Origin of the sequence: Waterburya agarophytonicola KI4 (assembly GCF_020640915.1) — a bacterium.
Lineage (GTDB): Bacteria > Cyanobacteriota > Cyanobacteriia > Cyanobacteriales > Xenococcaceae > Waterburya > Waterburya agarophytonicola.
This window is the reverse complement of the sequence record NZ_JADWDC010000027.1, coordinates 42,760-58,342: the sequence shown is the minus strand read 5'-3', so window position 1 is coordinate 58,342 and position 15,583 is coordinate 42,760. Positions and strand designations below refer to the sequence as shown.

The window sequence follows — 15,583 nt, the reverse complement described above, 5'->3', positions numbered from 1 at the left end:
ACAGCTTACTTTTTCGATTATTAGCACTGCTTAATCCTTAAACAAGAAGTATTGACTCCCAAGGGAGCTAAATGTGCTATCCGTGCTTGGTGTAAACGAGTACGCTCCTGTAAACTTTCCCAGTTCGACAGCTTTTTAGGCACTATAGAAACCTGGCTTGACCAGATTGCCAACTATTTTCTGGAGCGACTCACCAGTAGCTTCGTCGAAGGTTTTAACAACCGAGTCAAGGTGCTCAAGCGACGTTGCTATGGCATTTTTGATGTAGACCATCTTTTTCAACGACTCACACTTGACGTTCATGGTTATCAAAGATTTAGTCTTACCTGACTACCCACCATATCTAGTGTCTACCACGGGAATTACGGTAGAGCCGAAATATTCTGTTCGACTCTTGATGCATTACTTAAGATTTAAAAAAGTCCCTATCCCAGCACGATCCACTGCTCATTGAGCAATGCCTACGGTAGAGCCAACATAGTTTAATTGTAGCTACTTGTTTTTGCTACAACTACCGAGCCAATTACCTTGATTTGATTACGCCGTAAAATTTTGGCTGATTCTTTAATTGTTGTTCCCATAGTGTAAATATCATCTAGCAATAATACGGGATGTTGCGGGGGCTTTTTTCCCAAACGAAATGCACCCTGCAAGTTTTTAATTCTTTCTTCTGGACTCAAGTCAAACATAGCTTGAGTTTTTTTGACTCGAATTAAAGCCTGAGAAGACAAACTATATCCAGTTAACTGACAAAAACCCAAGGCAATCTTTTCCGCCTGGTTAAAACTCCTTTCCTTCATTTTGTGGTGGTGCAAGGGTATAGGAATCACGCTAATTTTAGTAAATTTAGCCAAATTGCTGGCTAACCAAGTCTTGGCTAGCAATTTTCCTAACATAATCCCTATTTCTGGATGGTTGTCATATTTCATTAAAGCGATCGCTCTTTTTAATTGTCCGTCATATCTACCCCAAGCAAACACGGGTGTCTCTCCCCACCATCCAGTGCGATCGGGCTGTTTTAACTGATGGCTTGATAGCTTATTAAAACAATATTTACAAAAAGTATGAGCAGTAGTTTTTTGACAACAAGGACATTGAGATTCCAAGAAAACCGAAAGCAATTGTTTAAACATACTTTTAGTTTTCCCAAAATCCTAAGATTGATTAACTATTATAGGACTTACGCATTGACAGAAAAATTTAAATCTGCGGTATTGGTTTTGGGTATCTATAATTTTGGTTTTTTCACTTTTAGGCGATCGCCACCTTTTAAAAGATGTTTGAAATAAGGCTACAATCACCTATTTTCGTTGTCAAAATATAGTGATTTTGTACGATGCGTAAGTCCTATATTATTAGAATGTCTCAGCTTTTACCAATCATCTGTTTCGGATTGTCTTTCTAACATTGAAATAGCCAAGATAATAGCTTTCTTGATCTCTTCATCAGCTTCTCGATCTAAAGCTGCTTTTAATGGTTCAATAGAAACGCGATCGCAAATTTTCATTAAGGATAAAGCTGCGGATTTACGAGTTTCTCCCACTTCATGATTGAGTAAATCTGTTAATTTAGGAATTGCTCCCTTGTACTTTAAATTACCTAATACTGCTGCTGCCTCACTCCGAACATTAGCTGAGGAATCTTGTAGGGATTCTAGTAATAAATTCATTGCTTTAGTATCATCCCGATTTTCTTCGGCTACTTTAGAAATTGCACCTACTACTGCTGCACGTACTTCAGGAGAATCAGAATCATAGGCAGTATATAATCTATCTTTTGCCTTTGCACCAATAAACGCTAATGCCCAAGCTGCATGACCTTTATGGCTTTCTGAAGAATTTGATGATGCTAATATTTCTAATAAAGACGAAACTGATGCTTCTCCCGTACGAGCTAATGCTCCAATTGAAGAACCTTGAACTACCGTATCTTCATCATTAAGTAGAGCATAAACTAAATGAGGAACTGCTTGGGGATCTCCAATCAGTGTCAAAGTCTTGGCAGCAGCACGCCTAACAACTACATTAGCATGATGTAATAAAGCATCAATTAGAGGCTCAACGGCAGGTTTGCCTATTTTTCCTAAGGCTTCGGCAAATCCTAAGCGCACCATTCCCCTTGTATCTCCTAAACCTTCAACCATTTGCAAAATAAGTTGTTGATCTTCTTTGTCGAAAGTCCCTTGGCTAATTTGATGATTAACTCTAGCTAATAGTTCGTCTGTTTCTACGTGAGAAAGTAATGTAGTCTCACCATTTTTAGCAGTTTTGGGTATATCTATCATTTAATTCTTTACGGTTAAATTAGCCTGTTGTTCGAGAAGTTGTTGAAGCTTTGAGTCAATTTTAATAAGATTTACCTAAATTTTAAATCTAAAATTTGACTGTCAAGGAAATTATTAACTATTGAATTTAATTACCATCTCTAAACGAGATAAAGCACTAACCGCCGACTCTTGAAGATATGGATCGACTGATTCATCTTGACTAAGCTCAGTTAACACTTTCAATCCCCTAGGATCGCCCATTGAACCTAAAGCATTAATAATTGTTACTCCTACTGCTGGGTTATCAGAAGTCTTGAGAGTGTTGACTAATAAATCGAAGACAGGCGAGCCTATTTCACCCAAAGTCATCACCGCAGGAATATACACTACAGGATTAGGATCGTTTAACGCTTGTTTCAATCCTTGTATGCCTTCCTCTGGCATCGGCATATCAGGATGGTTGACTACAATCTGAGCTAAAGCTTTGGCACAACTAGAACGCACTGTCGGATTATCGCTATTGAGCAAGGAATCAACTACGTAGGGGACAACATCTGCACCAATTACCCCTAATGTTTTGACGGCAGTTCTTCTATAGGTCACATCTTCTTCGTCAAGAATACCCATCAGACGAGGAATAGTGTTTTCATCCCTGGCTTCGGCTAATTCCCACATCGCTTTTCCCCGCAAATTAGGATTGGGATGTTTCAGTTTTTCAAAGATAGCGTCTATAGTCATATAAAGAAAAGAATAAAAAACAACGAGGGCTTTAAGACTGACACTCAAACTAATTAAAAGTCAAAGCAACAGACCTAAAGCCCCCATTCACCAAACAGAAAAACTATCTACTTGGTTATAAAGCTGGATTAACAGCTTTTCTTTTATGAAAGAGAGTTGATTACATAGTCTAGAAGAGCGTTATACTCAACCAAAGCTTGAGCAGACATATCGCGAGGAGCGCAACCACGGTTACGAGCAAAGCTTAGAGCCTCAACGTAAGGAGCAGTAGGCAAGTTTAGAGCGCGATACACTTCACGTTGTCCAGCAATACCCCATTCGTCCAAAGGACCAGTACCACCAACAACCAGGCAGTAGTTAACTAGGCGCATGTAGTGCTTGATGTCGCGAAGACACTTGCTTTTGAAAGTGTCATTGGAGTTAGCTTGACCAGCATCATTTAAGTAGGAATACTTTTTGATGCAAGCATCGTAAGCTTCTTGAGCAACATTATCGATGTTGCTAGCTAGTTTCTCAGCAGCTTCCATACGAGCAGCAGCACGTTGAAGACTACCTTGAACTGACTCTAGGTCAGAAGTAGAAGGAAAGCGTCCTGCAGCGTCAGCAGCAGTAACAACTGTAGTTACAACAGATTTCATAGTTTTGGATATCTCCTGAATTGCTTATTCTAAAAAAGCGAGAATATATTCACTTTTCGCCAATTGTTTGGGATTATTGGCTAAATCACAAGGGGTTTTTAGCTAAGAGCAGAAATTACACGATCAAAGTAGCTTGCTGCTTCAGAAGTTATAGCAGAGCAATCTCCATCGATCATTTCGTTTTTCTTATATCTAGAGCCACCAGCAGCTTCGCTGTTGTTACCGTTGATGTGAGCTAAAGAAGAAGCTTTCATAATACCAACTGCACGACCAGTGGACTGAAGAGGTACACCAAGAGCAGTGTAAGTTTCTTTCAAGCCGTTCAAGCAACGATCTTCTAGAACAGAAGCGTCACCAGAAAGCACAGCATAAGTGATGTAACGTAAAACGATTTCACCATCACGCAAGCAAGCAGCCATACGACGGTTAGGGTAGCAGTTTCCACCAGCTTGAATCAAGCCTTGGTTTTCACAAATCATACCAGCAACAGCGTCAGATACGATGCAGCTAGCGTTACTAGCAATTACGTTTACAGCGTCTAAGCGTTTGTTTCCGTCTGCGATAAATGTTTTTAGAGATTGTAGTTCTTCACCACCGATGCAAGCAGTCTTGCTATCTGCACTTACTACAGCTCTGGAAAAAGCGTCAAGCATTGAGCTCTCCTTAATTTTGACAACAAATTTAGTTTTTATCTAATTTGACAGATGTGTTTTCATTCACCTGTCGAAATTAAACATAAAAGATTAGCCCTACTAAAATCTCTTTTATTAAAAACAAAGTAATAATCTGTAATGTTTAAGTAAATCTTGTTACACTTTTGTCTATTCAAATTGCTTTGCTTTGATCAAATACATTAGTCAAAGCTTTATGTGGCGAAGCAACAGTAATATTGAAATTAAACTTTATTCAAATTAATTTTTCTTAATTTAATGAAAATTATATTATTTTGATCGCAATTATTATTGAGTTGACTTGGTTTTGCAATATTGATTCAACCAAGTTGCGCCAGTTAAAGACCGAAAAGGAATTATTGATAAGTCAGCTTCGGAAACTTGTAGATTTAGTTTGACATCGGAAACACCCATGCCCAAAAGTTGTAGCAAAGAAGATAAATTTTGAGTTTCTAGATCGACTTTGCAAAAACCTTCAAGCCAGGCAATTTGATTTTGTAATGGTTTGATCGCTTCTGCTCTAACCGCTCTAATAGTCGCTCTAACTTCGGGAGATTCTTTGGCAAGCATAGCTTCAATTTCTTCTGGTGTTTCTCCCAATCCTGCTGATAATTCAGCAGTTTCATAAAACATGGGCAAAACAAAATGTTCTACCAAACCAACTACTCCTTGAATAATGGAGACAAACTGACCCGCTTGTAGTTGAATAGTTACATCACCATCAACCCCCGATACTTTGACTAAACCCGCAGGACTATCGGTTAGAACTCCGATCAAAGAGGAATTATTGCCAGGATTGTGCTGTATAAATAAAGCCGTTCCTTGAGAAACTATTTTGGCTTGAGGAGTGCTAATAGTACTCTGCCCTTGTTCGGGACGAATCATAATCAAAGCAGCACCGCTAGTTAATTCAAAACGACGTTTGCCTGGGGGAAAACGGAAAGTAGTTCCCGCACCCGTTCTAACCAAAGTGCCTTCATTAAATAGGATATCAGCGCGAGAATCTGCCCCAGTTCGGACTGAATCCCTGGGAATAATTTTGTCGCCGACTTCAGCCCGATTCCAATTTGGTTTATTTCTGTAATTTACATCTACCTGATTGCGTATTTGATAAATTTCAGCTTCCTTAACCACACTATCGGCAGAGGCTGGATGAATCGAAACAGAAGCTATTGCCAGGCTAGAAACTAATTTGGTAAAGAAGCTAGCAATGATTTTAGAATGTCCATAGAAAAACTGCTGCATAAAAAACAGAAGCGGATATATTGAGACAATAATGTATTTTCAATGACTATATTTGCAGTAACTAGTTTTTACTGTGCTAGCTGGGAAATAGTTTGAGCTAAGTCGAAATCCATTTGGGTTATTCCTCCTGATTCATGGGTAGTCAAGGATATGGTGACTTTATTGTAGGAAATTTCAATATCTGGATGATGTCCCGCTGCTTCGGCTGGTTCAACTAATTGGTTAACAAAAGCGATCGCTTTAACAAAGTTTTTAAACTTAAAAGTACGAGTTAGAGTTCGATCTTTTTGTTGCCATTGAGGAATAGCAGTAATTTTGCTATCGATTTCGGTCTGAGTTAAAGACATGGTATTTGCTCTAAGGTTTAAGGGAAATAAACAAAAACTACCTGCTGCAACCAAAAGCATTATTTTAAATAGTGGCTGCTTGAAAATTGAAAACATAATTGAATTCCTAATTTAAACTTTTTCGCTTACTTCTGAATGATGACCGTTATTTTGTTCTAAAGGAGACATCAGAGTGTAAAAAGGCTGGTGCAGACTAATCAACTGAGTTAGAGTTTTCTTCAATTGAGTCCGAGGCACAATTGAATCGACAAAACCGTGTTCCAAAAGATATTCAGAAGTTTGGAATCCATCGGGTAATTTTTCTCTTAGGGTTTGTTCGATTACTCTTCTTCCAGCAAAACCAATGGTAGCTTTCGGTTCGGCAAGAATAATATCGCCTAACATGGCAAAGCTAGCGGTGACGCCACCCATTGTCGGATGAGCCAGGATCGGAATATAAAGCAGTTTAGCTTCTTGATGACGTTGCAACGCCCCTGAAATTTTCGCCATTTGCATCAGGCTAAACATACCTTCCTGCATTCTAGCTCCACCAGAAGCACAGACAATAACTACAGGAAAACTTTCAGCAGTAGCGTGTTCGATCAGACGACAAAGTTTTTCTCCTACCACAGATCCCATACTACCGCCCATAAAGCGGAAATCCATTACTCCCAAGGCAATAGGTAGACCGTCGATTAAACCCGTACCTGTAGTTACTGCATCGGTTAAACCTGTTTTAGATTGATAGTCTTGCAATCTAGCTTGGTAGTCTTTGCGATCGCGAAACTTAAGAGGATCGATGGGATGTATATTTTCATCCAAAGGCTTCCAAGTACCAGCATCAGTTATTTGCTTAATTCGTTCGTCGCTGTCAACTCGATTGTGATATTTACATTCTGGACAGACTAGTTGATTTGCCTGTAGATCTTTGGTGTAGGCTACCGAATTGCAAGAACTACATTTCGTCCACAATCCATCAGCAATTTCTCTTTCTTGTTGCTTTTGCACCGCAGGTTCAGTTTTTCTAATGTTAGCAAACCAATCAAATAAAGATGACATAGACTTATTTTAAATTTTTTTATAGAGCTTTAGTATTAACTTAGTTCGGGAACATCTTCTGGAGGACTCAAAAGCAGCAAAGCCGTCCAGCGATCTTTAGATCTTACCTGTAGTGCTGCTTGATTTCCTTGTCCGCAATAAATTCCCGCGCCAATATTCAGAACACGAGAGGGAATATCGTAGGCGGTTAATATTTGTTGCATTAACTCTGCCTCCCAACGACCTTTTGTCGTCTTTAGTGTAATCCAAGACACTGATTTATACTATTTTCGAATTTATGGTAGCTGTTTTATCTAAGAAAAATTGGGAATCCGATCTTTTTCTTACTCTGTCATTGTAAAATTTTCTGGGTAGTAAAACTAAAAATTAAATTCTGCAAACTTGTCTCTATCTGCTTGAGAACATTTACTAACAGTTGGTGTATAAACCTGTTGTATTTCTTTTTTAAGAAAAATTCTAAATTTCTTGCCAAATTGAGGGCGGTCGGAATCTAAGTAATCTCCATTCAGCTTGATTAAAGTGCATTTGGCATGGTGAAAAGAACTAAATTTTGCCAAATTATGTTCGTTTTTAATAACTTGGGGAGTAATACCTGCTCTAGCTAATCCCCATTCTATCAAGCGATCTCGATTAGTGGTGACTATTACTTGCCCTGGTTTCATCTCCACTGAACGAGCTAAATTAGCGTGAAAAGTACTGGGAAGTTTGCGTTTGAGCAAGCGATCTTCATCAGTAGGTTCGTAATAGTAGCGCATGAGACTGGTTACGGCCGTAGGAGTTTTTGCCATCAAATGAATCAAATCCCAGATCTGTTGTGGTGGATCTATAGAACCTTCTAAATTTTGCAATTTGACTATTATATGTTCTCTAATATCCTCTAGAGTCGGCACTCCCAACCAAGAAGATTCTTCTGAACCAATTAAATTTAGATATCCTTTAACTATATTTATATTATTAATCATCTAGAAAACAAAATAATCCTTCAAATAGTAAAAAAAGCAGAATTATTATATTTACTTAGATTATATTTTTAAGCAAGATGTAGTTATTAAGCTTTACAGAATCAAAACAAAGGGCTGACAATTACTATATATATATCAACTGTTAGTTTACAAAATAGATAATAATCAGTGAACTTATCGTCAATTTTGCATATCATCGTTCTTTTATTAAAAAACTAGTGATAAATTTGAAATATCAAACAGGACATGAGTGTTGGAAGCAAAAAGTTCAAAACTCGATTGATAAATATATTTGTTTAATTGATTTCCAATGCTTCGGTACTGTTCAAATTAATTGTTAATTATTTAGATAATATTCAAGTCATGAAAAAACTTTTATACAGTAGTTTAATTTTACTATCAGCAGGGATTGCTAATCCTGCAATGGCAGCAGAAGTAACACCTCAAAATTTAGTATCTCAAGGATACCAAGGACGTTTAAAGAGTGAAGGAATTCCTGGCTATGCCACTTTTCGCCAAGCAGTTTTTCTAGGAAAAGTGGATGCAGAAACATTAGTCAAAGGAGCAATTACTCAAGGAAAGCTAAACCCTAGTATGGCTAACGATGAAACTTATCTCAATGAAGTTAAATCTTCTTTATTTTTGCTCAGAGTAAATGGCAGTAGTCGTTAAATTTCTCTCGGCTTTGTCATAAAAAGTATCAATAATTAATTATCTTCCCGTAGCTTTCGGCAAATTGGTATATTAATCATGTTTACCAGTCCATAGTCAGGAGAGCAATATTGTGGAAGATTCTTGTTTCGCTCGGTTTGCTCCCATAGTGGCGATCGCAACTTATTCTCAAGCAGCCCAAGTATTAACCCCCTTAACCCAAGACCCCAATATTCAACTTTGGTTGCCCGATTCATTAGAAAAACAAGGGAATTCCCAACATTACGAAGGCTCTCTCAAGGAACATTTGGCTTCTATTTGGGCGGAAAATCAAGCCTTCATTTTTTGTTTGGCTGCGGGTGCAGTAGTTAGATTGATCGCTCCTTTGTTAAAAAATAAAGCAGAAGATCCTGCGGTAATAGTAATTGATGGGTCAGGAAATTATGTCGTTAGTCTTTGTAGCGGACATCAAGGCAAAGCGGATCTATTATCTCAAATAATCGCCCGTCAGCTAGGAGCAAAAGCAATTGTTACAGGGGGGTCTAGTGCTTTTGGTTTACCCGCAATCGATACTTTTGGGTTCATTTATGGTTGGCACAAAGGAGAAGGAGACTGGACGGGAGTAATGGCAGCGATCGCCAAGAAATCGACAGTACAAGTCATCCAAGAATCTGGTTCGACTCTTTGGCAGAAACATTTACCCCCCAGTCATCCTTTTCATTTTGGGTTTTCTGAATCCTCAGCAGAACTCAATCCTCAGGCTCGTATTTGGATTAGCCCGACCAAACGTAAGATTGCGCCAAAATCTGATTTTCCCAAGGTACAGTGGCATCCTAGAGTCCTCTGGATCGGTATTGGTTGTGAAAGAGGGACATCAGCACAATTAATTGAAACAGCTATTGATGAAACCTGCAAAACCTATCATTATGCTACAGAAGCGATCGCGGGAATTGCCAGTATTGACCTCAAAGCGGACGAAGCAGGAATAATCCAGGTATGCCAGCGACGTAATTTACCTTTTAAAACCTTTACCCCCCAAGCATTAAAAAAAGTTGATGTTCCCACTCCTTCGGAAATAGTACAACAAGAAGTGGGAACTCCCAGTGTTGCCGAAGCTGCTGCTATTTTAGCAGGAGAAAACCTCCAAGTATCTAAACAAATTTTTAAATCGGATACTCAATTAGGAGCAGTAACCGTCGCGATCGCCCAAGCAAATATAGAATATATCGGACATACTGGAAGATTATATTTAGTAGGGATTGGTCCTGGGGACTTAAATCAAATCACTCCCGCAGCCCAAACTGCAATTACAGAAGCTGATATAGTAATTGGTTATACTCTTTATCTCGATTTAATTGAGTCTTTAAAACGTCCCGAACAAGTAATCGAAGCTTCTCCCATTACCCAAGAGCAACAACGAGCGCAGCGAGCAATTAAACTGGCTCAGTGGGGTTTGACTGTAGCAGTAGTATCTTCAGGGGACTGCGGGATCTATGGTATGGCAGGTTTGGTTTTAGAAGAATTGCAGGAGGCAGGTTGGAATGGCAAAAGCCCCCAGGTACGAGTATTTCCTGGTATATCTGCTCTCCAGTCAGCAGCATCGAGAGTAGGTGCGCCTTTGATGCACGATTTTTGTGCCATCAGCTTGAGCGATTTGTTAACTCCCTGGGAGGTAATTCAAAAACGACTCCACGCAGCAGCTAGTGGTGATTTTATCACGGCTCTTTATAATCCGCGATCGCAAAAACGTACCGAACAAATTGTTACGACTCAAGCAATATTTGTGCAACATCGTCAAGAAGATACTCCTGTGGCAATTGTCAGGGGTGCATATCGGCAAGACGAACAAGTAACCATTACTACCCTATCTCAGATGCTAGAACATCCCATAGATATGCTCACTACCGTAATTATTGGCAATACTACCACCCGCAACTATGCCGATTGGATGATTACTCCCAGGGGATATTTGGATAGAACGAGGAACGAGGAATGAAATACTAGAGGATCTCTTGATCCTTTTCAGACTGAGCTAGATTTGATTGGAGAATCTCCCATAGTTCGAGTTCTGTCGTTTTAACATCTTCGATAATTTTGCTTAGTTCCAGGTCAGATTGCTCTTTTCTAACCAATTTTTTAGCAAAAATATGTAACTTGTTTTGCTGAACCCACTCATCAATTTCTACCATATTCATAAAAAAAGAGAATATATAAACAAATTTATAATAATAGTAAGTATATGTTATACATACTTACTATTTTCTTAAATTCCTAAAAATCACTTGTGATGATTTTAGAAAAGTAGCAGACTATCGTGTCAGGGATTTATAGAGCAAGGGAACTATACGAAAATAAGTTCAATGAGTTAATTTTATTGTATAAATTTTAACATTTTCGATAAAACTCCCGATAAAACCATGTGTTGAGAAATTCTTTCCCAAAAATTATCTTCTGATTGATTTAAGGTCATCTAAATTTTTAATGAACAGACACATAACGAGATTTTTTCAACAGGGAGATGTATTACCCGAAGAATCAAATCATTTATGGTTAATTATTGATGGCGTTATCAAAAGTTATACAGTCGATCAACAGGGAAAAACTATCATCTTGGGATTTTGGGGTACACAAGAAGTCGTAGGTAAACCTTTATCTAATATGGAACCGCACTTCCTTCAATGTATGAAAGATGTTCAAGCGATCGCTATCCCTACTATTCAATGGCATACCCTATCGGGTAATCTACTAAATAGAATTAAACAAATACAAGAGCTATCAGATATCATTCGCAATCCTCAAACAAGCGATCGTCTCTGGCTATTTTTACAATGGTTAGGAATCAAGTTCGGTAGAGATATTCCTGAAGGACGATTAATTGACTTTAAAATAACTGAGCTGATTCTAGCTCATGCCTTAGGCATGAATGAAATTACTGTGGGTGAAATTTTAGATCAATTTGAGCGAGAAAATTTGATTCTACAACCAGAAAATCAACATATTATTTTGCTGCAAAATTAAAAATCAGATCTGCTAATGTTGCTTCAATAAAAATCTCTTCAAACCTCCTCCTATCATTGCTAACTCATACCAGTAGTTTTTATGCGATAATTCATAAAAGAAAAATATTTTAATATTTGCTTAACATAAAGCAATGAATGAGCCAGCCAAAGAAGAACAACCAGTCCAAGAGGGAACTCTATCTAAAGAGAAAACTCTAGCCGAACAAGCCCCGTCGAGTTACGAATGTCGCTCTTGTGGATATGTATACGTGCCATCAAAGGGAGATAATCAAGGAAATATCCCTGCTGGTACGCTGTTTACCGAATTATCTAATGATTGGCGATGTCCTGTCTGTGGAGTTCGCAAAACTCAGTTTGTCGATATTGGCGCACAGGGCGCACCTTCTGGTTTTGCTGAAAATTTAGATTACGGCTTAGGAATAAATCGTCTAACTCCTTCCCAGAAAAACATTTTAATTTTTGGAGCGTTAGGTCTAGGTTTTTTGTTTTTCCTTAGCTTATACGGCTTGAACTAGAAACCGTCTTCGACCTGCAAGAGGAAAAAATACAATAATTATTTTATTCTGCCTAATCCAAATGTATGTTTGTGCTTTGCCAGACATTGCTTTTATATGCCTTAACCAGTCACCAAAACGTTTATGAATTCATTGATTCAACAACGCGATGGGATCTGCGCTGTCAAAACACGCATTCCCTTCGTTCAAAAAATAAAACAAGTAGTTGTCTTATTAGCAGTTTGTATATTTTGTATTAGCTGTAGTAAAGTTCCCTCCACTATTACTAATCCCTGGAAAGTACTTTCTTTACCCTCAGAAGCGATCTTTTCCGATCTTGCTTTTACCAGTAATTTGGATCGCGGTTGGTTAGTGGGAACTCAAGCCAATTTGTTTGAAACCACTGATGGTGGAGAAACTTGGTCGCAAAAAGAAATCGATCTCGGAGATGAAAAAGTATCATTAGAAGCAATTAGCTTTGATGGAGACGAAGGTTGGATTGTCGGTCAGCCTTCAATACTGCTTCATACGGTTGATGGTGGTACTAACTGGTCGCGCATTCCTCTCAGCAGCAAATTACCTGGTTCTCCTCTAGGCATTATTGCTCTCGATCGCTCCACTGCCGAAATGGTAACTAACTTAGGTGCTATTTATAAAACTAGTGATAGTGGCAAAAATTGGAAAGCTTTAGTGGAAGGTTCTGTAGGGGTTGCCAGAAGTATCAAGCGTTCTAATGACGGTAGATATGTAGCAGTTTCTGCTAAAGGTAATTTCTATTCTACTTGGGAACCAGGATCGACTGAGTGGGTTCCTCACCAGCGAACTTCTTCCCGTCGCTTACAAAATATGGGCTTTAGTGAAGATGGTAGGCTGTGGTTACTTGCTCGTGGCGGTCAAATTCAATTTAGCGAATCGGCTAATGATTATGAAGCCTGGGGAGAACCAATTTATCCCGAATTTTCCGCTAGTTGGGGATTTTTAGATGTGGCATATCGTACCCCTCAAGAAATGTGGTTGTCAGGTGGTAGTGCTAATCTATTAGTTAGTAGTGATGGTGGAGAAACCTGGTCAAAAGACCGCGATGTGGAAGACGCACCATCCAATTTTTACAAAGTAGTGTTTGTTTCTCCCGAAAAAGGCTTTATTTTGGGCGAACGAGGCACAATACTTAAATATGTACCCGAAGCTGGTACTGCCACTTAGAAGTTTTTGGAAACTTTTATGGTTGTAGGCAGATACCTTTGTTTCGTATTATGTAGAAAGCTTTAAAACTTTTAATAAGGAGAAATAGAAATTATGGCAGGAGATACTGGAGAACGTCCATTTTCCGATATTATTACGAGCATTCGTTATTGGGTAATCCATAGCGTTACTATTCCCATGTTGTTTGTTGCAGGATGGTTATTTGTTAGCACTGGACTTGCTTACGATGCTTTTGGCACTCCCCGTCCTAATGAGTACTTTACTCAGGATCGAATCGAGTTACCCGTAATTAGCGATCGCTATGACGCAAAAGAGCAAATCAAAGAATTTAATCAATAAAATTTGTTGACAAAATAATAGGAAAAAAATATGACAGGCAATAGTCCTAATCAACCCATTTCTTACCCCATCTTTACCGTTAGATGGTTGGCAATCCACACTCTTGCAGTACCCACTGTATTCTTTTTAGGGGCGATCGCCTCTATGCAATTCATCCAACGATAGGAGCATCACACAAACCATGGATAAGCAAACAAATCCTAATAGACAGCCAGTAGAGCTAAATCGTACTTCCCTTTATCTGGGTTTACTTTTGATTGCTGTTCTTGGCATTCTTTTCTCTAGTTACTTCTTTAACTAGAACGACACTCTGACCGATTTAATTATTAATAGCAAGTAGGAGATTTATAACAATGTTTGCAGATGGAAGAATTCCTTTGTGGATTGTGGCAACAGTTGCTGGCATGGGTGTCATCGCAGTTGTTGGTGTCTTTTTCTACGGTGCTTATGCTGGTGTTGGCTCTGGAATGTAGAGTTTAATACCGTCTAATTACACCTTTAAAAGTAGAACCAATAGGTATTAAAAACCGCCCAGTATTTTGCTAGGCGGTTTTTTGGTATTGTTCTCGCATATTAATTATTAATTTTATCTTGAATAACATATTTCTTAATATATTATTAGTAGTAAATTATCCTACTTTGAACCCATGACAATCAATAAATCCCTCTCATTTCCTCAAGCTATCGAAGCGACTCAATCATTAATGAATAAAATAAATGCTGGCAAATTAGACGAAACCAACATAGAAAAAGAAGTTTCCTCTATAGTAAGTACCAAAAATGGCGGAAGAGGATTTTTTGTAACTTACTTAACCAGTGACATGTTATTGGCAGATAGACCTTCTCTAGGTACGATTAATGGCTTAAAATCTTCGATAGAAATAGTGAGTGAATTATTAGTTAAAAATTTAGCTATGTCCTCTGCCATGGCGATCGCTCATGCTCGTAATGGAGACCTAGATAATGTCCGAGGTTCGCAAAAAGTTTATCGACGTACTAGCAATTTAATTCAGCAAATCAAACTAGATCAAATCGATCAAGAACTCGAAAAACTAAAAACCACAATCTCTACTGGAAAAGGTTATTATGATGATTTTATAGAGCGTTGGGGCTATGATGTCGAACAGCAAGAAGCAATTCAAAAAGCAATTGTAGATACTTTGGTTTAATAAAATTAAAATGAGGTTAGTTGATCCGATCTAGATCTAATGTTATTCCAATAAAATATTAAATTGTACTCGATACACTATCAACTTCAAATTTATAGCCAACACCCCGAACAGTCTGAATAAAACAAGGTTCGGCACAATCTATCTCAATTTTTTTCCTGATTTGACCGATATGGACATCCACAACTCTTTGATCCCCTACATAGTCATAATCCCAAACATTTTGAATTAGCTCGTCTCTTCGCCATACTCTTCCAGGTCTGGTGGCTAAAAAATGCAGTAGATCGAATTCTAATGCTGTTAATGGAATTAATTCCTCATTGATTTTCACTTCTCTACGTACGGGATCTATGATCAGATTGCTAAATACTAAAGGTTGTTTCTCTGATGTTGTAACTGTTCTTTGTCGTTTTAAAATAGCTTTGACACGATATTCCAATTCTTGGAGATCGAAAGGTTTGGTTAAATAGTCATCTGCGCCTTTTAAAAATCCTTCTTTTTTGTCAGCTGCATCAGAACGGCTGGTTAGCATCAGAATAAATACATCAGTATTGCTCTGCATTTCTTGACAAAGATTGTAGCCCAGAGCATCGGGAAGATTAACGTCAAGTATTACTAAATCTGGGTTGAACTGTTCAAAAATTTTTAATGCAGTTTGCCCGTTTTCGGCTGACTCCAGCAAATAGTTTTTTTGACTGAGAAAACGATATATTAAATTACGAATTGCAGGATCGTCATCTACGACTAAGATTTTTGCAGAAGCTGTATGCATAATTTTAAGCAGTAAACTAAGAATTTAGAA

At 38.3% G+C, this 15,583-nt stretch carries 22 protein-coding genes and 1 pseudogene; 11 read left to right on the top strand and 12 right to left on the bottom strand.

Annotated elements, in window-relative coordinates; genetic code table 11:
- Positions 1-54: 54 nt before the first annotated feature.
- Positions 55-330 (top strand): annotated as a pseudogene (locus I4641_RS12190) (transposase); the annotation flags it as partial.
- Positions 331-482: 152 nt separating this feature from the next.
- Here the strand turns inward: I4641_RS12190 and I4641_RS12185 are convergent.
- The 10 genes from I4641_RS12185 to I4641_RS12140 all read right to left on the bottom strand — a co-directional run bounded on the left by I4641_RS12185 (position 483) and on the right by I4641_RS12140 (position 7,905).
- Positions 483-1,133: a ComF family protein gene (locus I4641_RS12185; RefSeq protein ID WP_229640802.1), complete on the bottom strand. Its 651-nt coding sequence runs from the start codon at positions 1,131-1,133 to the stop codon at positions 483-485.
- 239 nt (positions 1,134-1,372) lie between these two features.
- On the bottom strand, positions 1,373-2,284 hold the full coding sequence (locus I4641_RS12180) for a HEAT repeat domain-containing protein (RefSeq protein WP_229640801.1): 912 nt from the start codon (positions 2,282-2,284) through the stop codon (positions 1,373-1,375).
- 114 nt (positions 2,285-2,398) lie between these two features.
- Entirely contained in the window at positions 2,399-3,004 is a 606-nt protein-coding gene (locus tag I4641_RS12175; protein WP_229640800.1) for a HEAT repeat domain-containing protein, read from the bottom strand.
- A 143-nt stretch (positions 3,005-3,147) separates the two neighbouring features.
- Positions 3,148-3,642, bottom strand: coding sequence for a C-phycoerythrin subunit alpha (gene cpeA, locus I4641_RS12170; RefSeq protein WP_229640799.1), 495 nt, complete (start codon positions 3,640-3,642; stop codon positions 3,148-3,150).
- A 98-nt stretch (positions 3,643-3,740) separates the two neighbouring features.
- Entirely contained in the window at positions 3,741-4,295 is a 555-nt protein-coding gene (gene cpeB / locus I4641_RS12165; protein WP_229640798.1) for a phycoerythrin subunit beta, read from the bottom strand.
- 306 nt (positions 4,296-4,601) lie between these two features.
- Positions 4,602-5,558 (bottom strand): FecR domain-containing protein, encoded by a 957-nt coding sequence (locus tag I4641_RS12160; RefSeq protein WP_229640797.1) that lies wholly within the window; start codon positions 5,556-5,558, stop codon positions 4,602-4,604.
- 68 nt (positions 5,559-5,626) lie between these two features.
- Positions 5,627-6,001 carry a 4a-hydroxytetrahydrobiopterin dehydratase gene (locus I4641_RS12155; RefSeq protein ID WP_229640796.1) on the bottom strand — a complete coding sequence of 125 codons (375 nt, stop codon included), beginning with the start codon at positions 5,999-6,001 and terminating at the stop codon, positions 5,627-5,629.
- A 15-nt stretch (positions 6,002-6,016) separates the two neighbouring features.
- Positions 6,017-6,943, bottom strand: a complete 927-nt coding sequence (gene accD / locus I4641_RS12150; RefSeq protein WP_229640795.1) for an acetyl-CoA carboxylase, carboxyltransferase subunit beta — start codon at positions 6,941-6,943, stop codon at positions 6,017-6,019.
- Between the two features lie 35 nt (positions 6,944-6,978).
- A complete protein-coding gene (locus I4641_RS12145) occupies positions 6,979-7,197 on the bottom strand; it encodes a hypothetical protein (RefSeq protein WP_229640794.1) in 219 nt (72 codons plus the stop codon).
- Positions 7,198-7,302: 105 nt separating this feature from the next.
- Positions 7,303-7,905, bottom strand: a complete 603-nt coding sequence (locus tag I4641_RS12140) for an SIR2 family protein (RefSeq protein ID WP_229640793.1) — start codon at positions 7,903-7,905, stop codon at positions 7,303-7,305.
- Positions 7,906-8,268: 363 nt separating this feature from the next.
- Between I4641_RS12140 and I4641_RS12135 the strand changes: the two genes are divergently transcribed.
- Together I4641_RS12135 and cobJ are read left to right on the top strand one after the other, a co-directional pair.
- Positions 8,269-8,577, top strand: coding sequence for a hypothetical protein (locus I4641_RS12135; protein WP_229640792.1), 309 nt, complete (start codon positions 8,269-8,271; stop codon positions 8,575-8,577).
- 112 nt (positions 8,578-8,689) lie between these two features.
- Entirely contained in the window at positions 8,690-10,552 is a 1,863-nt protein-coding gene (gene cobJ / locus I4641_RS12130) for a precorrin-3B C(17)-methyltransferase (RefSeq protein WP_229640791.1), read from the top strand.
- Between the two features lie 4 nt (positions 10,553-10,556).
- On the opposite strand, the gene I4641_RS12125 is transcribed toward cobJ, so the two are convergent.
- A complete protein-coding gene (locus I4641_RS12125) occupies positions 10,557-10,745 on the bottom strand; it encodes a hypothetical protein (protein ID WP_229640790.1) in 189 nt (62 codons plus the stop codon).
- A gap of 292 nt (positions 10,746-11,037) precedes the next feature.
- On the opposite strand from I4641_RS12125, the gene I4641_RS12120 reads away from it, so the two are divergent.
- The 8 genes from I4641_RS12120 (at position 11,038) to I4641_RS12085 (ending at position 14,781) form a co-directional block, all read left to right on the top strand.
- Positions 11,038-11,574: a Crp/Fnr family transcriptional regulator gene (locus tag I4641_RS12120; protein ID WP_229640789.1), complete on the top strand. Its 537-nt coding sequence runs from the start codon at positions 11,038-11,040 to the stop codon at positions 11,572-11,574.
- Between the two features lie 133 nt (positions 11,575-11,707).
- Positions 11,708-12,091, top strand: a complete 384-nt coding sequence (locus I4641_RS12115) for a rubredoxin (RefSeq protein WP_229640788.1) — start codon at positions 11,708-11,710, stop codon at positions 12,089-12,091.
- 123 nt (positions 12,092-12,214) lie between these two features.
- Positions 12,215-13,273, top strand: a complete 1,059-nt coding sequence (locus I4641_RS12110; RefSeq protein WP_229640787.1) for a photosynthesis system II assembly factor Ycf48 — start codon at positions 12,215-12,217, stop codon at positions 13,271-13,273.
- A 93-nt stretch (positions 13,274-13,366) separates the two neighbouring features.
- Positions 13,367-13,612, top strand: coding sequence for a cytochrome b559 subunit alpha (gene psbE / locus I4641_RS12105; protein WP_229640786.1), 246 nt, complete (start codon positions 13,367-13,369; stop codon positions 13,610-13,612).
- A gap of 30 nt (positions 13,613-13,642) precedes the next feature.
- Positions 13,643-13,777, top strand: a complete 135-nt coding sequence (gene psbF, locus I4641_RS12100) for a cytochrome b559 subunit beta (protein ID WP_106240219.1) — start codon at positions 13,643-13,645, stop codon at positions 13,775-13,777.
- 16 nt (positions 13,778-13,793) lie between these two features.
- Positions 13,794-13,913: a photosystem II reaction center protein PsbL gene (gene psbL / locus I4641_RS12095; protein ID WP_229640785.1), complete on the top strand. Its 120-nt coding sequence runs from the start codon at positions 13,794-13,796 to the stop codon at positions 13,911-13,913.
- 52 nt (positions 13,914-13,965) lie between these two features.
- The gene (locus I4641_RS12090; protein ID WP_229640784.1) at positions 13,966-14,085 is read left to right on the top strand and encodes a photosystem II reaction center protein J; all 120 of its coding nucleotides are present in this window, start codon (positions 13,966-13,968) and stop codon (positions 14,083-14,085) included.
- A 174-nt stretch (positions 14,086-14,259) separates the two neighbouring features.
- Positions 14,260-14,781, top strand: coding sequence for a sll1618 family protein (locus I4641_RS12085; protein WP_229640783.1), 522 nt, complete (start codon positions 14,260-14,262; stop codon positions 14,779-14,781).
- Between the two features lie 58 nt (positions 14,782-14,839).
- Here I4641_RS12085 and I4641_RS12080 read toward each other — a convergent pair whose 3' ends face one another.
- The gene (locus tag I4641_RS12080; protein WP_229640782.1) at positions 14,840-15,553 is read right to left on the bottom strand and encodes a response regulator; all 714 of its coding nucleotides are present in this window, start codon (positions 15,551-15,553) and stop codon (positions 14,840-14,842) included.
- Between the last annotated feature and the right edge of the window lie 30 nt (positions 15,554-15,583).

What these genes read in the sequence shown, in the direction of transcription:
- I4641_RS12180 (WP_229640801.1), bottom strand. Translation starts at nt 2,284, where the DNA reads ATGATAGATATACCCAAAACTGCTAAAAATGGTGAGACTACATTACTT.
- I4641_RS12175 (WP_229640800.1), bottom strand. Translation starts at nt 3,004, where the DNA reads ATGACTATAGACGCTATCTTTGAAAAACTGAAACATCCCAATCCTAAT.
- I4641_RS12080 (WP_229640782.1), bottom strand. Translation starts at nt 15,553, where the DNA reads ATGCATACAGCTTCTGCAAAAATCTTAGTCGTAGATGACGATCCTGCA.
- I4641_RS12115 (WP_229640788.1), top strand. Translation starts at nt 11,708, where the DNA reads ATGAATGAGCCAGCCAAAGAAGAACAACCAGTCCAAGAGGGAACTCTA.
- psbF (WP_106240219.1), top strand. Translation starts at nt 13,643, where the DNA reads ATGACAGGCAATAGTCCTAATCAACCCATTTCTTACCCCATCTTTACC.
- I4641_RS12120 (WP_229640789.1), top strand. Translation starts at nt 11,038, where the DNA reads ATGAACAGACACATAACGAGATTTTTTCAACAGGGAGATGTATTACCC.
- I4641_RS12160 (WP_229640797.1), bottom strand. Translation starts at nt 5,558, where the DNA reads ATGCAGCAGTTTTTCTATGGACATTCTAAAATCATTGCTAGCTTCTTT.
- cpeB (WP_229640798.1), bottom strand. Translation starts at nt 4,295, where the DNA reads ATGCTTGACGCTTTTTCCAGAGCTGTAGTAAGTGCAGATAGCAAGACT.
- I4641_RS12135 (WP_229640792.1), top strand. Translation starts at nt 8,269, where the DNA reads ATGAAAAAACTTTTATACAGTAGTTTAATTTTACTATCAGCAGGGATT.
- I4641_RS12155 (WP_229640796.1), bottom strand. Translation starts at nt 6,001, where the DNA reads ATGTTTTCAATTTTCAAGCAGCCACTATTTAAAATAATGCTTTTGGTT.
- psbL (WP_229640785.1), top strand. Translation starts at nt 13,794, where the DNA reads ATGGATAAGCAAACAAATCCTAATAGACAGCCAGTAGAGCTAAATCGT.
- I4641_RS12125 (WP_229640790.1), bottom strand. Translation starts at nt 10,745, where the DNA reads ATGGTAGAAATTGATGAGTGGGTTCAGCAAAACAAGTTACATATTTTT.
- psbE (WP_229640786.1), top strand. Translation starts at nt 13,367, where the DNA reads ATGGCAGGAGATACTGGAGAACGTCCATTTTCCGATATTATTACGAGC.
- I4641_RS12140 (WP_229640793.1), bottom strand. Translation starts at nt 7,905, where the DNA reads ATGATTAATAATATAAATATAGTTAAAGGATATCTAAATTTAATTGGT.
- cpeA (WP_229640799.1), bottom strand. Translation starts at nt 3,642, where the DNA reads ATGAAATCTGTTGTAACTACAGTTGTTACTGCTGCTGACGCTGCAGGA.
- I4641_RS12110 (WP_229640787.1), top strand. Translation starts at nt 12,215, where the DNA reads ATGAATTCATTGATTCAACAACGCGATGGGATCTGCGCTGTCAAAACA.
- I4641_RS12085 (WP_229640783.1), top strand. Translation starts at nt 14,260, where the DNA reads ATGACAATCAATAAATCCCTCTCATTTCCTCAAGCTATCGAAGCGACT.
- I4641_RS12185 (WP_229640802.1), bottom strand. Translation starts at nt 1,133, where the DNA reads ATGTTTAAACAATTGCTTTCGGTTTTCTTGGAATCTCAATGTCCTTGT.
- accD (WP_229640795.1), bottom strand. Translation starts at nt 6,943, where the DNA reads ATGTCATCTTTATTTGATTGGTTTGCTAACATTAGAAAAACTGAACCT.
- I4641_RS12090 (WP_229640784.1), top strand. Translation starts at nt 13,966, where the DNA reads ATGTTTGCAGATGGAAGAATTCCTTTGTGGATTGTGGCAACAGTTGCT.